Origin of the sequence: Curtobacterium sp. VKM Ac-2887 (assembly GCF_015350935.1) — a bacterium.
Classification (GTDB): Bacteria; Actinomycetota; Actinomycetes; order Actinomycetales; family Microbacteriaceae; genus Curtobacterium.
In genome coordinates, this window is sequence record NZ_JADKSB010000021.1 from 18,482 (window position 1) to 33,303 (window position 14,822).

Genomic DNA, 14,822 nt, shown 5'->3' on the forward strand with positions numbered 1-14,822 from the left:
GTGCTCCTGTCGTGTGTGCGGGCCCGTGCGTCGGTGCATCATTCGGTCCGATCGGTGAGGGCCTGCATGGCGGTGGCGTACTCCCACGGCAGGACGCCGAGCGGGAGGGTGGAGTGGAACGCTGCGGAGGTGTCGGTTTCGATGAACCGGTAGCTGATGTTCGTGCCGTTGAAGATCTGCTTCAGCTCCCCGATCGCGTTGTTCGTGCCGCGTTTGGTGGGGTCGAAGGTGACGGTGACCTCGATCGCGAACGCCGTCATCGACGCCCCAGTCATCAGGTCGACCTCGGTCTTCTGCGCCAACTGCTCCCGACGCTTCTCGATCTCGTTGTCGTCCCCGCGGACGCCCTTGCTGTTGCGCTTGGCGTTGCCGCGCATCTTCTTCGCGAGCTTGAACGCCTTCCCGGGATCCACGGGGCCGTAGAACACCGCGGCGCGCTTGCGGAGGAACTTCCCGTTCGGCTGGAACAACCGATTCATCAGGTCCTCGGTGATCAGCGCCTGCGGCGGGGCGACCATCATGGCCGTGATCGAAGCGACCCCGTCGTGGTAGCAGATCCGTCGGCCGCTGTCGTCGAATTCGTCGGGGCCTGCCTGGGTGACCCGCAGGTGGAACGGGGTGCCGGCGAGCTCGTCGGAGCCGTACTCACGGGCCCGCTCCGGCCGGTACGCGACCCGCACTGCACGGGCGAGCTCGCTGCTGGTAGCCACGACCGGGGAACCGGCGCCGGCTTCGGCGAGCCCTTCTCGGTGGTACGGCAGCTTCGCGGCGATATCGGCGGCTGCTTCCTCGACGTCGTCGGCGAGCTCGTTCACGTTCCACACCACGGAGGCGAACACCTCCACGTCCGCGTACGTGCCCGACAGTGCCCGTGCGCCCTCGCGGAGCTGGCGTTGCGCGGCAACGGGTGCGTTTGGGGAGACCTCGTTGTCGATCTTCTGCACGAGCGGTTCGATGGACTCCTGCGCGGAGTCGACCACGATCACGGCACCCTCGATCGCGGTGTCCTGCGACAGCGACGCGATCCACCCGCCGAACGAGGACACCTGCGAATCGATGCTGTCCTGCGGCAGCAGCGCGGTGCCATCAGGGTGGCAGGAGAACGTCGCGGACAGCAGCGGCTTCCGGGAGTTCTTCCGGTGGTGCAGGAGCACGTACTCCTCCCCCTCACCGTCGGTGCCGGTGATCTCCTCGAGGTCGGCGAGCATCCCCGGCAGCGCCGTCATCGACTCCGCGGGCAGCTTCGTGAACAGACCCGTCTCGTACGTGTTCGACCCGGCACGGCCGCGCTTGGCGTTCACATGCCGGTCCCACAACTTCGCCGCCAGGGTGCGGCCCGAGTTCGGGTCGCCCCACCGGACGATGAAGGCGGCGTTCAGCGCGATACCCGCGAACACGGCGAGCAGCCCCCAGGCCCACCAGCCGACGCTGACGCAGACGACACCGACCATCACACCGCCGAGCAGCATCGCCCAGCCGAAGAACGTCAGCCCGCCGAGGGTGCCCTTCGTCGACGGCAACCAGTTCCCGAACCGGATCCGTTCCTTGCCCGCTGTCTCACTCACCGATCATTCCTTCCGCTGTGGACTGCGGATCGCCCGCGCCGTTTGCGACGACCTGACCAGCCGCCAATGAAGCCTTCGACCCGGACGACTGCCCCGAGTCCGGCGACGAACCGGCCGCGACCGACCCGCCCTCGCTCGCCCCGGCGCCGCTGCTGGCCGCCGCGGCGCCGGCGCTGTTGCCGCTGTCCGCGGCCGCGCCCGAGGCGCCGTCACCGCCGACCATCCCGGCCGCACCATCAGCACCGGACGATCCGGCGTCACTGCTGCCACCACCCGCGACCGGGCTCGAGTTCCCGCCGCTGCCCGAGCCGCCGGAGGTCGCGACTTCGCCGCCTCCGGCAACACCGCCACCAGCACTGCCAGCACCGGCACCGGCACCGGCACCTGCGCCGGCTGCGCCAGCACCCGATGCACCCGCGGACGCGCCGCCCGTGGCCACGGCCGCGCCTGCGGCGACACCTGCCTGCACGACACCCGCGGCGACACCCATCGCCATCGCCCCGCCGATCGCGGATCCGAGAGCGCCCGATGCCGGGACAAGCAGACGCATGATTGCCGGCAACGCGATCACCGCGAGGCCGATCAGCATGAGCCCGTAGATGACACCGCCGGCGCCGTCCTGGCCGTTCTTCAACCGCCATGCGAATGCGTAGATCGATGCGGCGAGAGGGCTGTAGATGATGAACGCGATGATCCAGGCAGTGATCTTCTCGAACGCCTGCTCACCCCGGCGGAGCACCGCGTACGCGGCGCTGACCTGCCAGAACGCGTTCAGCAGCAGCATCAGCGCCTGCCGGACGTACATGATCACCCACTGGATCCCGACCGCGAGCACACCCAGCAGGCCGAAGATCAGCGCCAACCCCGGCGACGCCGCCGCGAACGCTGCATCGACGTACCCGGCGGTCGCGGAGATCCCGGAAACCTTCAAGATCCACTGCCCGTACGCGTCCCCGCCCCACACGAGAACCTGAATCGTCGCGGTACCGAGCGTGATGACGGCCACGGCCTTCCCGAGCGCAGCCATCGCCTCTTGGAACGGTTCCCCGCGGTGGGAGTACATCACCCGCGCGCCAGCAACAACCAGGCCCAACGTGAGGAGCACGATCGTGATCGGCAGCGTCGTGTCCTGGAACCAGGACGTGGCCTTGTTGTCGAGGCTGACCTTGAAGCTCGCCCCGACCCAGCTGGTCAGGAACTGCTTCATGATGTCGTCGTACGCGGCGAACATCGTCTCAGCGGCCTCCTTGAAACCGCTCGACGCGACTGACTTTGCAGCGCCACCGACGATCGCCTTAGCGCCGTTACAGCCAATGATTCCGCTGCACAGCGCGTCTCCGATGCCACTAGCCATCTGAATCTCCCCAACTTGTGAAGTCCCCTTCGGCGGGCGTCAGGGGATTGCCCGAGAACAGATCCCCGTTGTCGAGGACCGACATCTTCCAGTCGGTGTCGGTCCAAGTCATCGTGATTGGGACGGCGAAGTAGCCGGTCGCACCCGAGGGCTGCGTCAGAACGACATCGACTACTGCTGTGGTCTTCGTGAACGACTCCACGGAGTAGCCGGCGACACTGATGCCCTGTGCGCGCAGGTCTGATGGAGCTGTCTGGCCCTTGACCGTCTGAGCGACGAAGGTGGCCTTGCCTGCGCTGTCGGCGATGTAGAAGTTCAACAGCTCACGGACGCTGTGGCCGGTGTCGTACTGGCCGAGATACCCGGTCGTTGCCGCAAGCGCCGCGCCGGTCCTCGTCCGTGCGAAGCACGCAGCGAAACCATCAACCTTCTTTGTCGGACCAACTGCTGCCGATACGGGCCAGGTGATGCCGCCGCGACCTGCATGCCAGGTGATATCGGTCGGCACTTTCTGTGCGGCCTGCCCGGTCGTCGGCACGTCGCACGGACCGTCCGCGGCCGCCGATGTGCTCGAGGTCGGAGCAGGTTTGCCCGCGGTCCCCTGGCCGCCGTTGTTCGCGGGTGCGAACACGCCGAGCAGGGTCGAGATCAGCACAACGATCACGACCAGGACGAGGACCACGATCGCGGCGATCCCGGCGGGCTTGGAGTTCCAGCCGCGCTTGAGCGCGGCGCCGAAGCTTCGACGGTTGGTGTTGCGATTGGACGGTGCCATGACGGCCTCCCGGGGTTGGTGTCGGTTAGGCGCCGGGGATCGTCTTGCAGTTCGCCGACACGGACCCGAGGAAGATCGATGCCACCCCCGAGGCCGCGCCGATCAGGGCTGCGCCGCCGATCCACCAGCCGAGACCCTTGAGGGTCTCGCCACCATCGTGGCGGCGACCGGAGAAGAACATGCCGATGCCGAGGATGATGAGCGCGATGATGCCGAGGGCGATCGCGGCGATGCGGGTCCAGAGGGTTGCGGTGTCGAGGGCATCCTGCGCCTTCCCCGGCAGGCAGTACGCCTGCGCGACGACCATGCCGGCGCGGTTGGTGGCGTCGAACGCACGCGGCGACTTCGCGACGACGGCGTAGATGGCGTTGCTGATCATTCGGCCTTCTCCTTGATTGACTGCGCCCCCAGGAGCGCCTTGGTGACCCGTTGCACGGGACGGGCGAGCTGCCCGGCCAGTTGCGGGGAGATTTCTGCCACCGCCCGGAGGCGGGGAAGCCACGGGACCGGCACGACCGGTACGGCGCCCGCGAGCACCCGCTGCTCACGCGCCGCGGCCGGGATCGGCTTGCCGGGAGCATCGGCGACGACGAGCACTGCGCTGACGGCGGCCGTGCCGAGCGAGTGGATCGCGGCCTTGGTCGCGTAGATGCCGGCAGGTGTCGACCGGCAGACCAGTACGACCGGGCCGGCGAGCTCGTCGGTGAGCTCCGCTTCGGGAAGGTCGAGCAGTTGTGCCCAGGTGCTCACCCCGGCGCCGGGGTGCACGCCCACGATCGACGTCGGCCGAGCGGCGACGGTCGGCGGGACGACTGCTCTGCCAGGGCCTGCCCATGAGGCTGCGTCAGCACCCTCGGCGACGGAACTGCCGTCGAGTCGGAGGACCACCTTGGTCACGAGCTGTCCGTCAGTCACGACGACGCGTACGGGCGCGGTCGCGTCAACGAGGCTGGTGACCGCATCGAGGACTGCCCGTCGGACGTCCTTCCCCGCGGGGACGGTCAGGACGTGGCCGTTAACTGCCCACATCGGGCCGAACGCGTGCGTCACTGCGACCGGGGGAACGAGCTCAGTCGAGCACTCGGTGCAGAACCGGGTACCGACTTTCTCGCTGCCACACGCGGGGCAAGCGCGGGGGGCGTCGGTCGGCTCGCCCCCGACATGCGCGTTCACTGCACCACTCATGACTGTGAGTGTTGCAGATTTGCAAGTTCATCGCAATAAACTGGCCCCAGGTCGGGTTACTTCTCTGTTATCGCACCTGTCTGTCGCAGAGTCGCAACGATCCAGCCACGGGTCTTCGCGGCGAAAAGCTCCGGATCTGCGTTCCACTCCATCGCGTGCGGGCTTGCCGGGAACTGCACCAGGTCTACGTAGGCCGAACTCGCCGCGAAGGCGCGGGACGCGGCGAAGGGGGTGGTCAGGTCGCCGTCTGAGTGGATGACCAACGTCGGTACGCCCGTGACCGGCAGCGCCTCGGACAGGCGCAGCGTCACCGGTAGGCCGAGGAGGCGTGCGCCGAGCCGCGAGGACAGCAACGCGATCGCTGACGACGCGAGCCAGCGGGGAACGCGCTGGAGGGCCATCCCGTAGTGGATGGTGCGTGCCCAGCTCACGACTGGCGACACGAGTACCAGTGCGTCGATCGCGGCGCCCTGCGGCCCGTGCACCGTCTCCTCGAGCGCAACGGTGGCGCCCAGCGACCAGCCCACGACGACGACGTGGGCTGCCCCCTGCGAACGCGCGTAGGCGATCGCAGCGTCAAGATCGCGCCACTCCGCCTGCCCGAGCGTTGAGGGTGCACGCCCCTCCCCTGCCGCCTCACGGTCGCCGCGGTACGAGACCACGAGCGACGTGTAGCCCGTGCCAGCGAGGGCGCGGACACTCCGGAGGGCGGAGTCGCGGCCGGCCAGCATGCCATGCACGTGGAGAACCCACGTCGACGAGTTCGTACCGACGCCGGCGTACAGCCACGCTGGCTGCGTCGCGTGGTCCGTGTCGATCGCGACGTCTTCCGGTTCGGTCTCGGTGACATTCGCCGCGGTGAACACGTTCCCCGAGGCGCGGCCTTCGGTGCCCCCCTCGAGCGGCGCCCGCTCGGCGAGGCGCCGTGTCACGGTGCTGCCGTCGCTGGCAACCTCCGCACCGGGGGCCAGCACGGTCAGCTTCGTCTCGTTGTCGTACAGCAGCCCGAGGATCCCGTCGAACCTCGTGAGCGGGTTGCTCGAGAGAACGACGCTCTGGCCGTCGTCGTCGACGCTCACGATCTTGGTCGGCCGAGCACGTTGCGGGAAGACCACCGCACGGGCGAGGAAGAGCACGGCCGCGGCGTACGCGGCTGCGAGAACGACGACCGCGATGATGATGATGAGGGCGAGCATCAGGGGGTGACCTCTCCGAGCTTCTTGGACAGCGTTCGTTCGACGAGCCCGAACACGATGCGTTCGATCGCCGAGAGCTCCTGGATGCCGACCCTGACGCGGTCCCGGACGTTCGCGGCCGAGTCGAACGCCAGCTGCTTGTTCGACCACCCGCCCGGACGCACGAGGGCTAGCCGGCCCTCTCGGTAGCTGGGGCCGTGGCCGCGGGCGTCGATCCGGACGGTCCATCGAGCAGCTGCACGCCAGAAGCTGCGTGCGCCGAGGATCCAGAAGAAGCCGCCGATGGCGATGATGATGCCGGAGAAGAACGGCTCCTTCGCCACGTAGTAGTAGTGCTCTCGGAATGCGGCTGAGACGGGCGCGAAGTGCGCGATGCCGAGGTAGATCACCTCGATGACGTCGCTGACGAGCATCAGGGACAGCCCGATGACCCAGAACACTGTCGGGATCGTTCGCCGCTCCGCCAGCATTCGGATCGTGTGGGCGCTGAGGGCGCCCATGATCGCGGTGTACAGCGTCGAGAACAGCCACACGGCTGCCTGGTCGAGACGGTCGAGTACGAAGCGTGAGGCGTCCCCTGCGGGCGCTGTGATGAGCAAGAACGGGACCGAGAACGCGACGATCGCCGCGACGATCGCCCACCACGGCAGCCGCCGGCGTTGGAACCCGCGCTCGGCCGCGACGGCGTTGTGGAACAGCGCCAGCGCCGCGACGGCCGAGGCGTCACGGACGAGCGTGAGGAGGTTCCGAGATCCGAGGAGGCCGTCAAGGACCAGGGGCGGAGCGCCGATGACTCCGTAGGTTGCGAGCGACACTGCTGCGAAGACGGTGGCCCACCATGCGGGCTTTCGCCATGATCGGTGCCGGATCACGACGACCGCGATGAGGACCAGGAGACATACGCTTTGGATCACCCGAAGTGCTCCTCTTCCGTCGTGTCCGCGTAGGTGGTGAACCGGCGGGTAAACATGCGCGCCATCTCCTCCACGATCAACTCTTCTCGGACCGACTCAGCGTCGCCCGACTCCGAACTGTTCCGTGGGCACAGGCGGAGGAACATCCGGGACTCGGGATCCGGCTGCCTCGGCCGGGTGGTGCCTGGCGGGAACCACGTTGCCGGTGCGCTCCGGACGATCAGGTGACAGAGCTCGTGCATGCGGCTCAGGAAGCTGTAGTAGTCGCTGTCCTGGGCCGCGACGATGATCCCGGTGAACGTCTTCGCCTCGAACAAGACGCCGGTAGTTGCCCGGAGTGGGGCGTCGGTCTCGGCGAAGACAAGCCGCCGACCGTAGATCTCGGAGACAGCGGCACACAGGTGCTCGAAGGACGCTTCTTCGGGCAGAGGTGTGTTCCACACCAGGGCCGCAGCGATCGCCGCGACCGGCTCGTGGGCAGCCTGCCCCCTGCGGCGTCCTAGCATCATGTCTCCCGTCCAGCACTCCCCCTCAGAGAGCACTCACTTGTCTAGGATCGGGGACCCTCTTCTTTGTCGATCAGCGCGCGGATCGCAGACTCCACCGTCGCCATCTCCTCCGGCTCCAACTCGTCGAGCGAGCGAGCCGCGATCTGTGTGACGCCGAACGAGCGCATCGACTTCGCGAACCCCAGCTGGGCGTCGATCCGCTGTGCCTCATCCTCGGGCGTGCGCCCCAGGAGGTAGTCCGCCGGCACCTCGAGGAAGTCAGCGAGTGCAACGACCAATGAGTGCGAGCCAGCGCCGTCGACGAACGCTCGCCACTCGCGCAGCGACAGCAGGTGTCCCGTCTTACTCAGCGCCGAACGTGCCTTCGTATACGCCTCATCGAGGTTGCCCCAGAGCCCTGCAGCTTCGAGTGCGAGCCGAGCCCTGTCCGACCGAACGACCTCGTCAACGTCGTCGACCAGGTCGAGGCCGGCGCGCTTGGCGGCACGGCCCAAGAGCTCGAGCGGATCGTCGTCGATTGCCCGGCACAACGTGACCAGCTCAACGACCGTCACCGGCCGCTTCCCGTTGAGAATCCGGTAGATCGTGTCGTGGGTGATCGACGCGCGTTCTGCCCATGCGCGCACGTTGACATGCGCGACACCTTGCGCTGCCCGCAGCTCGGCGGCAAGCGCTCCGTGCAGGGCTTGTGCGGAGGTTTCGCTCATTGGGTCCACTCAAAAACGCTAGCAGGCGTCGGGTCTGTGCGCCTCCTTGCAAAGATACAGCAGTGTTGCTAATTTGCAACCGTGCCGACTGCTCCGCAAACTATCCCCTGAGAGCGATGGCGACCACGTTGATGACTCCGACCGCGACCGCTCCGGCCAATATGAACCAGACCCATGCCCGCCCAGCGCGCGGCTTGATGGATCGCTCGGTCGCGCTGGGATGGGGCGGGTTGGAGGTCAGGGTGGAACGATCGGTCTGCACAAGGACCACTCTTGCGCTTTCAGGCTGGAACCCAGCCGAGAACTCCTCCCGTGAGGTGAGAACCCCCGGAATCCGACACACCGAAGCGACCTCCCGAAATAGACCGCGTGTTAACACCAGACTCGTTCCCATGACCGGATCGAACGCAGGTGTGAAGCGCAATCGCCTTCCTCGCGGTGTTGACGCCGCGCGGATCCGAGACGTCGCGCTGCACCCGGATACGGGGCAGGACTACCACGACGCTGCCCGCGCATCGGGGAACCTGAGCATTTCGCTCTACCTCGAGCGCCTGCACGCGCAGCTCATCGCTGAGCGCGGCGCCCTGCCGATCCTCGACGATCCCCGGGAGGCCGCCCACACAGCCGCCTAAACGACAGAACCCCCGCACGAGGCGGGGGTCCGGGGCTTAGCCCCAAGTCATGTTCACAACCTGCTCGTGTCGCCAAACAGTCCAGGTCGTGAGAGTTCCGAAGAAGAAGCCCGGTTGGAGCCGGGAGCCTTCGTCGTACCGCCACCCCGAGAGGAGGAGGTGTCGCCATCGTAACGCACGTTGCTGCGCCCGGTACAGATCAATCTGCCCGCGTGTCCTCACCGGATAGCGCCTGGGATCTCACGCGATCGATCGCGCCTCGTCGGTACGTGAACCGGATGATCGCGGAGGCTGACGGGACGATCCGGTCGAACAGTTACCCGTCGAAGTTCCCGGCTGCGGGGCGCACTCCCCCGTCGACGCCGTGGACGATCGATCTCACGGACCTTGACGGCCGGTTCTGGTTCGCTGCGTTCGACCTCGACGCGAAGACCCCGGAGGACTTCGACCAGGCGGCCGAGGATCTTGGCGTGCTGGTGCGGATCCTCCGCGACGAGCAGGTGCCGCACGTGGTGTGCCGCTCGAGCCCCACAGGCGGGTTCCACGTGTGGGTGCCGCTCGCTGGCGTCGACAAGGCCACGATGGTGCAGCTCGCCGGCGCCGCCCGCGCTGTCCTGCCCTCCCTTGACCATGGTCTGCTCTGCAACGACCGCACCGGCGCCGTCCGCCCGCCCCTGACTCCACACGCACGCGGTGGCGCGTCGGAGGTGATGGCTGGTGCCGACGACGTCGACGTGCTCCGCACCCCGAGTGTCACTGCCGGCGATCTCCTCCGTGTCACGGCCGCGTTCCGTGAGCTCCGGCCCACCGTGGATCCTGCGGACTCCTCCCCCACCGGTCCCGTCGACGCCCACCACCGGGTGCACCGGTCCCTGCCGGCGTGGGGTGAGGCGCACATGGGAACCGTTGCCGGCGGCCGCGATCCGTCCCGTACCGGCTACCTGTGCCTGCTTGCGGCCGCGGTGTCCGGGTGGACCCTCGCCGACGTCGAGCACGCCGCGAAGACCGCACCTGGCATGGAGCACTACCGGACCCGGAATCGTCCTACCGGCGGCCGTGAGCCCCGCACCGTGGCCGAGGCGGCTGCGCGCTTGGAGCGGCAGTGGGTGAAGGCGCAGGAGCGGGCGGTGCTGTACCGGTACGCGCCCGAGGAACGCCAACAACGCGACCTGACCCAGCTGATCGGGATCGTTGACGTCGTCGAGGCCATGCTGCAAGCGTTCACCGCCTCTCCCGGACGCTGGACCCGCACCGAGGCGGACCTGCACGACAGCACCGTCCTGACATGCCTCGCCTGGCTGTCGCTCCGCTCCGGCTCCCGCGACGTCGGCGCCGCACTCCGGTCCGTGGCGATCGCCACTGGGATCCCCTCGAGCACCGTCGACCGCTCACTCCGCCGCCTCCACACGGCCGGATGGATCACCCGCCGTCGCCAGGCAGATGGCCCGAACGCTGCCGTCTGGCGGCTCACAGACCGGTTTTCCACACCCTCCGTACACGTCGGGCCACTTCACAATGTGACCGCCCGCCCCCCGGCCGAGCTCTTCGACGTGAGAGTCACCCTTCTGGACGCTCTGGAAGACCGGCTCGAGGCCGGACGGCACGACGTTTTCACCCGCGCAGGACTTGGACCCACCGCCCGCCGGGTCTACGAGAGCCTCAACGCAGACGAGCAGCCACCCGAAGTCGTCGCAGACCGTGCAGGACTCCCCCGCGGTCGCGCACGCGCAGCCCTCGTACGCATGCGCCGTTGGACACTCGCCATCGCCACACCCACCGGGTGGCGCCGACGACTCCAGGACTTCCGAACCCACGTGGCCAAGCAGCTCGGCGTGGACGGGATTCTCCTGCGACGGGAACAGCAGTACGTCGACGAGCGAGACCTTTGGGCCTGGTGGCAGAACCACCTCATCCGCAAGGCAGGCCGACGCGGCCGCGACCGCACCCCCACCACGCAGGTCGTCATGTTCCGATCCGTCGACGACCACGGCGGACCCGAGGCGTATCCGGCATACCCGTGCTCGAGCGACGGCCGAGCCGACCACCAAGAAGCCATGCGGTTCGTCCGACGCGGACTCCTGCAACAGCTGCGAGACCTTGAGTTGGCGGCCTAGCTACCTACCTAGATAGATAGCTTTTTTATATTTAGCTAGATAGAGAGGTAGCAAGACAGAGATCTAGATAGACAGCGTTCTAGCTCTCTAGTTGCTATCTATCCAGCTATCTAGATATACTTTCTCGTATGGAAGCGATCATGGTCTACAGCGAGTCGGGTGGGGTCTCGAAGACCACCACTGCGGTGTCTCTCGCAACTGTTGCTGCCATCGGAGGACGCAAGGTCACTCTGGTGGATCTTGACCCACGAGCTGCTGCTAGCAGGTGGATCGGGGTTGAGCCCAAGGAGCCAGGTCTCGACGTCGGAGCGATCCTCGCGGACCCGGAGCCGACGGGATGGATGGACGAGATGGCGGTTCCATCGCCCTGGCACCGGAATCTCAGTGTCTTGCCGTCGAGCCGAAGCGTCTCCATCCGTGAGGGCGAGCAGGCCGACTACGCCGAGCTGCGTCTGAAGGCGTCCCTCGAGGGGACCACTGCCGATCTGGTCGTCTTCGATTGCCCGAACCGACAGGGAGGTCCACTGACGTTGTCCGCCTTGAACGCGTCAGACGCCGTCGTGTACGCAGCTAAACCGGACGAGGACGGCATCAGCGGTGTCGAAGGGGCTATGACGAGCGTCCAGCGTTTCCGTGACTCTCGTCGACTGCTGGGGGCCACCGACAAGCTTCGGGAAGCCGGCATTGTTGTGGGGGCGTTCCGCGGCATGACCGTGATGCGACGGATTGAGCAGTACGCCCTCGAGCAGCTCGGTGAGCTTGGGACCGTCCTGTACCCGCTGGTGCCCGATCGTGCAGTTGTTCAGGACGTCCGAGCTACGCACGAATGGTACGGCGACTTCCGCAAGGGGCAGCCGGTCGTAGACGCGTACTCCGAGATCCTGGGCAAGGTGGTGTCATGACCGACGAAAAGCGCGATCGCCCCACCCTGCCGGCGCGCCGAGTACCGCGCCCAGCGCCAGATCTGGGCCGCGACCCGATCGACGTGCCACCACCCGCTACGCCTGAAGTTACGTCGGCCTCGCACGCAAACACCAGGCCGGAATTCACCGCAGCGGCGTTGCCGAGGCGAGAGGTGACTGTGCAGCTCGGGACACGAGTCGGGGAACGGACGAAGGATCTCCTCGACTACGTCAAGGCGACAGAGAAGCAAGACATTCGTACGTCGATCGAGGTAGCGGTTGAGGAGAAGTATGGCCACTTGTTACCTCGAGACGTCTAATCTATCTAGATAGCTAGGACGACGGTAGGTACACCCGTAGAACTCCGTTTAGCCGGGTCGTCAGCCACCGCCTCAGGTGCCGGGGCGCTGTCGCTAAGACTCGAGTGTGCGCACCGCCGCGATGGCTGGTCCCAGTGCCGTCGACCAGGAGCGCATTGTTGGGGGATCGGCTAATGAGACGTTGCTTCGCTGTCCCGAGGACGTCTTCTGACGCCGGACCGAGCGATTAGCGTGCCTGTGCACGTTGCTGTCGGCGTGCCGAGTTCCAGGTGGACCGGGGGAGGCGGTAGATCACGCCGGCACCCGTGGTCTCTGATCCGACATACAGCAGGTCGAGAACGCCTGAGTGTGGTCCCCAGCCGCGTGAGCAGCGCACCAGGTATACGTCGCCTTGGCGTGGCGCATACCACCAAAACCATGCTTCCTGGGTGATGCCGAAGGGGTGCTCGACGACGCATTTCGTTCCTCGGCGTGCACGTTGGCGGATGCCGATGATGCGTACCAGGGCACGGTCGGGAGCGCGGTCTTGCAGTGCCCGGTCGAATGTGGCGATCCGCCACTGTCTGCGGACGGAGGGGCGGAACCGATCCCAGCGAGATGCGCCGAGGAGCCACCACAGCGCAATGCGAGCCAACCAATTTGTCAGCGTTGCCAACGCGAGCATCAGTAGGGCGAGCAAAGCAATGGTGGACATGAGCCCAGCGATCAGTCCGGGCTGGCGGAAGAACGCGCTTCCAAGGGCGGCGACGCCGAAAGTGATCGCTGCGACGATGATCGTGGGCCTGCTGAAGCGTCGCGCTGCAGCCCAGCGTTGTCGCACTGCTGCGTTGGCTGTCTCCCTCCGATTAATCATGGTGGCGGGGGTCGGTGAACCAGTCCGGGACGCCACGGACCTCCCGGATCGTCAGCCCCGGAGCGTCATCGTCGAATCCGTCAACGGGATCAACCGCTCCGAGGTCCGACTCGACGGCCATCGGCGCAGTGCCGAGTTCGACGACATCCGTCGCGACGTCGACAAGCGTCTCGAGGACGGCTGACGGCATGGCACGACGACTCGACGGATTTGACACGTATCCACGCAGAACACGTCGGAGGCCGTCATAGCCGTCTGCGATGAGAGTCGAGAAGTCACCGGCTGTGTCTTTGGGTCGGGCAAAGACCTGCGCGTTCGGGTGGCTGTAGAAAACGCACGTGTCAACGCGAGGAGCCGATGGGCCATGGACTGCCGCGAGGTAGTGATGGAAGCGCGCTGCTTGCCGGCGGGCCTGCGCTGCGGGGGCCAGCGATGATCGACTCGGGTACGTGCGAACGATCCAGTGCTCGGGGGTGTCGGGGACGATCTGGACCGCGAAAGGACCCCCAGGCGGTGGCGCGAGGAGACGTCCGAAGCTTGGGTGTGCTGCAGCCGGGTTGATCCCGTCGAAGACGACGCCGTTCCATCGTTTGCTCTCAACAAGCAGCACCGAAGCTCCGACGACCAGGACGTGGTCGACCTGTGCCGCGTATCGGTAGAACGGCTTGGTGTCGATCGGCACGAACACGATGTTCGTCATGAGCACCCCAGCAACGCCGAGCTCCTCGCAGACGTCGATGATCATGTCGCGCGATGCCACGTCCCATCCCATCGCTCGAAGTGTCACCGCCTCGTAGGCGGCAGTCCTTGACCGTTGGTCCGCCAGCGCGTCGGAATGCTGGCGAGACAACCCGCGCAGCTGATCGTCGTGAGATTGCGCTTGCCGCTGCTGCAGAGCCTCCTGCGCAGCTGTTCTCGCGGCGTGTCGTCTCCGAGTGTTTCGAAGCACCAGCGCCAGGACCAGCACTGCGATCAGCGCGAGGCCAGCGACGATTTCCCAGAACAGTTCCACCAGACCAGCACAGCACAAGGCTGTGTTTCGATCCACAACTTCCCCAGGCGGAGCGACGTCCTCGCCGCTTCTACCCCCGCCAAAACGTTCCGAGAAGCAGCATTATCGGAACTGACCCGAGCGCTACACCTGGCTGACGCAGGCGCAGTCGACGGTTCGTCGCCGGGTGCGTCAGCGTGTCTGCGAGGGTTTGGCGGGGGAGGGCGTGGACTGTGCGCATGCCGCCTCGTATCCCGCAGCTCCCGTCCACGGTGTCGGTGCATGGTCACCGTCTGCAGCTCGAGCTGATGCCGTCGCAGGCGGCGCGGAAGACGTGGCATGTCACTGAGCTGATCGGCGCGCACCTGGTGGGGCAGCCACCGTTGTATTACGAGCGTGGTGAGTTCAGCACGGACACCTCGACGGGCGCGATCACTGATGCTGACTGGGGTGTCGTGCTGATGCGGGCGTTCGGGCGCAGCTGGTCACCGCCGAAGTAATCCGCACGCAGAACAGCTCACCGCCACGCCGAGGGTGCCTGGCGTAGCGGTGAGCTGTTGTGGGGTCTTGCTGATGTTGTCGGTTCAGTAGCTGTAGGACGGTGCGTTCGCGGCGGCGGCGAAGATGACGATCCCGAAGACGATGGACAGCACGATCGACAGGGCGCTGATGATGATGCCGGCGAGAGCGAGCCCGCGGCCGCGTTCACCGGTGCGCTTGATTTGCGTGAGCGCGATGATCGACACGACCAGCCCGCCGATGCTGACCAACAAGACGCCAATGCCGACACTACGGGGGAAGTGAA

Annotated in this window: 17 protein-coding genes; 5 read left to right on the forward strand and 12 right to left on the reverse strand. The window is 66.6% G+C overall.

The features are described from left to right. Positions 1 to 38: 38 nt before the first annotated feature. The 9 genes from ITJ69_RS17600 to ITJ69_RS17640 form a co-directional block, all read right to left on the reverse strand. Entirely contained in the window at positions 39 to 1,565 is a 1,527-nt protein-coding gene (locus tag ITJ69_RS17600) for an SCO6880 family protein (RefSeq protein WP_194673494.1), read from the reverse strand. Next, positions 1,558 to 2,919, reverse strand: a complete 1,362-nt coding sequence (locus ITJ69_RS17605; protein ID WP_228506042.1) for a hypothetical protein — start codon at positions 2,917 to 2,919, stop codon at positions 1,558 to 1,560. The genes ITJ69_RS17600 and ITJ69_RS17605 overlap by 8 nt, the downstream gene beginning before the upstream one ends. Next, positions 2,912 to 3,694, reverse strand: coding sequence for a hypothetical protein (locus tag ITJ69_RS17610; RefSeq protein WP_194673496.1), 783 nt, complete (start codon positions 3,692 to 3,694; stop codon positions 2,912 to 2,914). The genes ITJ69_RS17605 and ITJ69_RS17610 overlap by 8 nt, the downstream gene beginning before the upstream one ends. A gap of 25 nt (positions 3,695 to 3,719) precedes the next feature. Beyond that, positions 3,720 to 4,073, reverse strand: a complete 354-nt coding sequence (locus tag ITJ69_RS17615; RefSeq protein ID WP_194624315.1) for a hypothetical protein — start codon at positions 4,071 to 4,073, stop codon at positions 3,720 to 3,722. Next, on the reverse strand, positions 4,070 to 4,591 hold the full coding sequence (locus ITJ69_RS17620; protein WP_228506044.1) for a hypothetical protein: 522 nt from the start codon (positions 4,589 to 4,591) through the stop codon (positions 4,070 to 4,072). The genes ITJ69_RS17615 and ITJ69_RS17620 overlap by 4 nt, the downstream gene beginning before the upstream one ends. 344 nt (positions 4,592 to 4,935) lie before the next feature. Next, positions 4,936 to 6,015, reverse strand: a complete 1,080-nt coding sequence (locus ITJ69_RS17625; protein WP_194673498.1) for an alpha/beta hydrolase family protein — start codon at positions 6,013 to 6,015, stop codon at positions 4,936 to 4,938. Between the two features lie 59 nt (positions 6,016 to 6,074). After that, positions 6,075 to 6,890, reverse strand: a complete 816-nt coding sequence (locus ITJ69_RS17630; RefSeq protein ID WP_323743145.1) for a hypothetical protein — start codon at positions 6,888 to 6,890, stop codon at positions 6,075 to 6,077. A 95-nt stretch (positions 6,891 to 6,985) separates the two neighbouring features. Next, the gene (locus tag ITJ69_RS17635; RefSeq protein WP_194673500.1) at positions 6,986 to 7,531 is read right to left on the reverse strand and encodes a hypothetical protein; all 546 of its coding nucleotides are present in this window, start codon (positions 7,529 to 7,531) and stop codon (positions 6,986 to 6,988) included. Between the two features lie 8 nt (positions 7,532 to 7,539). Then, positions 7,540 to 8,205: a helix-turn-helix domain-containing protein gene (locus ITJ69_RS17640; protein ID WP_194673501.1), complete on the reverse strand. Its 666-nt coding sequence runs from the start codon at positions 8,203 to 8,205 to the stop codon at positions 7,540 to 7,542. A 392-nt stretch (positions 8,206 to 8,597) separates the two neighbouring features. Here ITJ69_RS17640 and ITJ69_RS17645 point away from each other — a divergent pair, with 392 nt between their 5' ends. From ITJ69_RS17645 to ITJ69_RS20585, 4 genes are all read left to right on the forward strand, one after another. Further along, complete coding sequence (locus ITJ69_RS17645) at positions 8,598 to 8,837, forward strand: hypothetical protein (protein ID WP_111055431.1); 240 nt, start codon at positions 8,598 to 8,600, stop codon at positions 8,835 to 8,837. Positions 8,838 to 9,115: 278 nt separating this feature from the next. Beyond that, positions 9,116 to 10,951: a hypothetical protein gene (locus tag ITJ69_RS17650; RefSeq protein ID WP_194673502.1), complete on the forward strand. Its 1,836-nt coding sequence runs from the start codon at positions 9,116 to 9,118 to the stop codon at positions 10,949 to 10,951. Between the two features lie 128 nt (positions 10,952 to 11,079). Next, the gene (locus ITJ69_RS17655) at positions 11,080 to 11,853 is read left to right on the forward strand and encodes a ParA family protein (RefSeq protein WP_194673503.1); all 774 of its coding nucleotides are present in this window, start codon (positions 11,080 to 11,082) and stop codon (positions 11,851 to 11,853) included. Then, positions 11,850 to 12,173, forward strand: a complete 324-nt coding sequence (locus ITJ69_RS20585; protein WP_228506046.1) for a hypothetical protein — start codon at positions 11,850 to 11,852, stop codon at positions 12,171 to 12,173. The genes ITJ69_RS17655 and ITJ69_RS20585 overlap by 4 nt, the downstream gene beginning before the upstream one ends. Positions 12,174 to 12,399: 226 nt before the next feature. On the opposite strand, the gene ITJ69_RS17660 is transcribed toward ITJ69_RS20585, so the two are convergent. Further along, a complete protein-coding gene (locus ITJ69_RS17660; RefSeq protein WP_194673504.1) occupies positions 12,400 to 12,993 on the reverse strand; it encodes a hypothetical protein in 594 nt (197 codons plus the stop codon). Between the two features lie 25 nt (positions 12,994 to 13,018). Then, on the reverse strand, positions 13,019 to 14,038 hold the full coding sequence (locus ITJ69_RS17665) for a nuclease-related domain-containing protein (protein WP_194673505.1): 1,020 nt from the start codon (positions 14,036 to 14,038) through the stop codon (positions 13,019 to 13,021). A gap of 218 nt (positions 14,039 to 14,256) precedes the next feature. Between ITJ69_RS17665 and ITJ69_RS17670 the strand changes: the two genes are divergently transcribed. Then, positions 14,257 to 14,517 carry a hypothetical protein gene (locus ITJ69_RS17670; protein ID WP_194673506.1) on the forward strand — a complete coding sequence of 87 codons (261 nt, stop codon included), beginning with the start codon at positions 14,257 to 14,259 and terminating at the stop codon, positions 14,515 to 14,517. Between the two features lie 84 nt (positions 14,518 to 14,601). Here the strand turns inward: ITJ69_RS17670 and ITJ69_RS17675 are convergent, their stop codons facing one another. Further along, complete coding sequence (locus tag ITJ69_RS17675; RefSeq protein ID WP_267239479.1) at positions 14,602 to 14,790, reverse strand: DUF4190 domain-containing protein; 189 nt, start codon at positions 14,788 to 14,790, stop codon at positions 14,602 to 14,604. Positions 14,791 to 14,822: the final 32 nt, after the last annotated feature.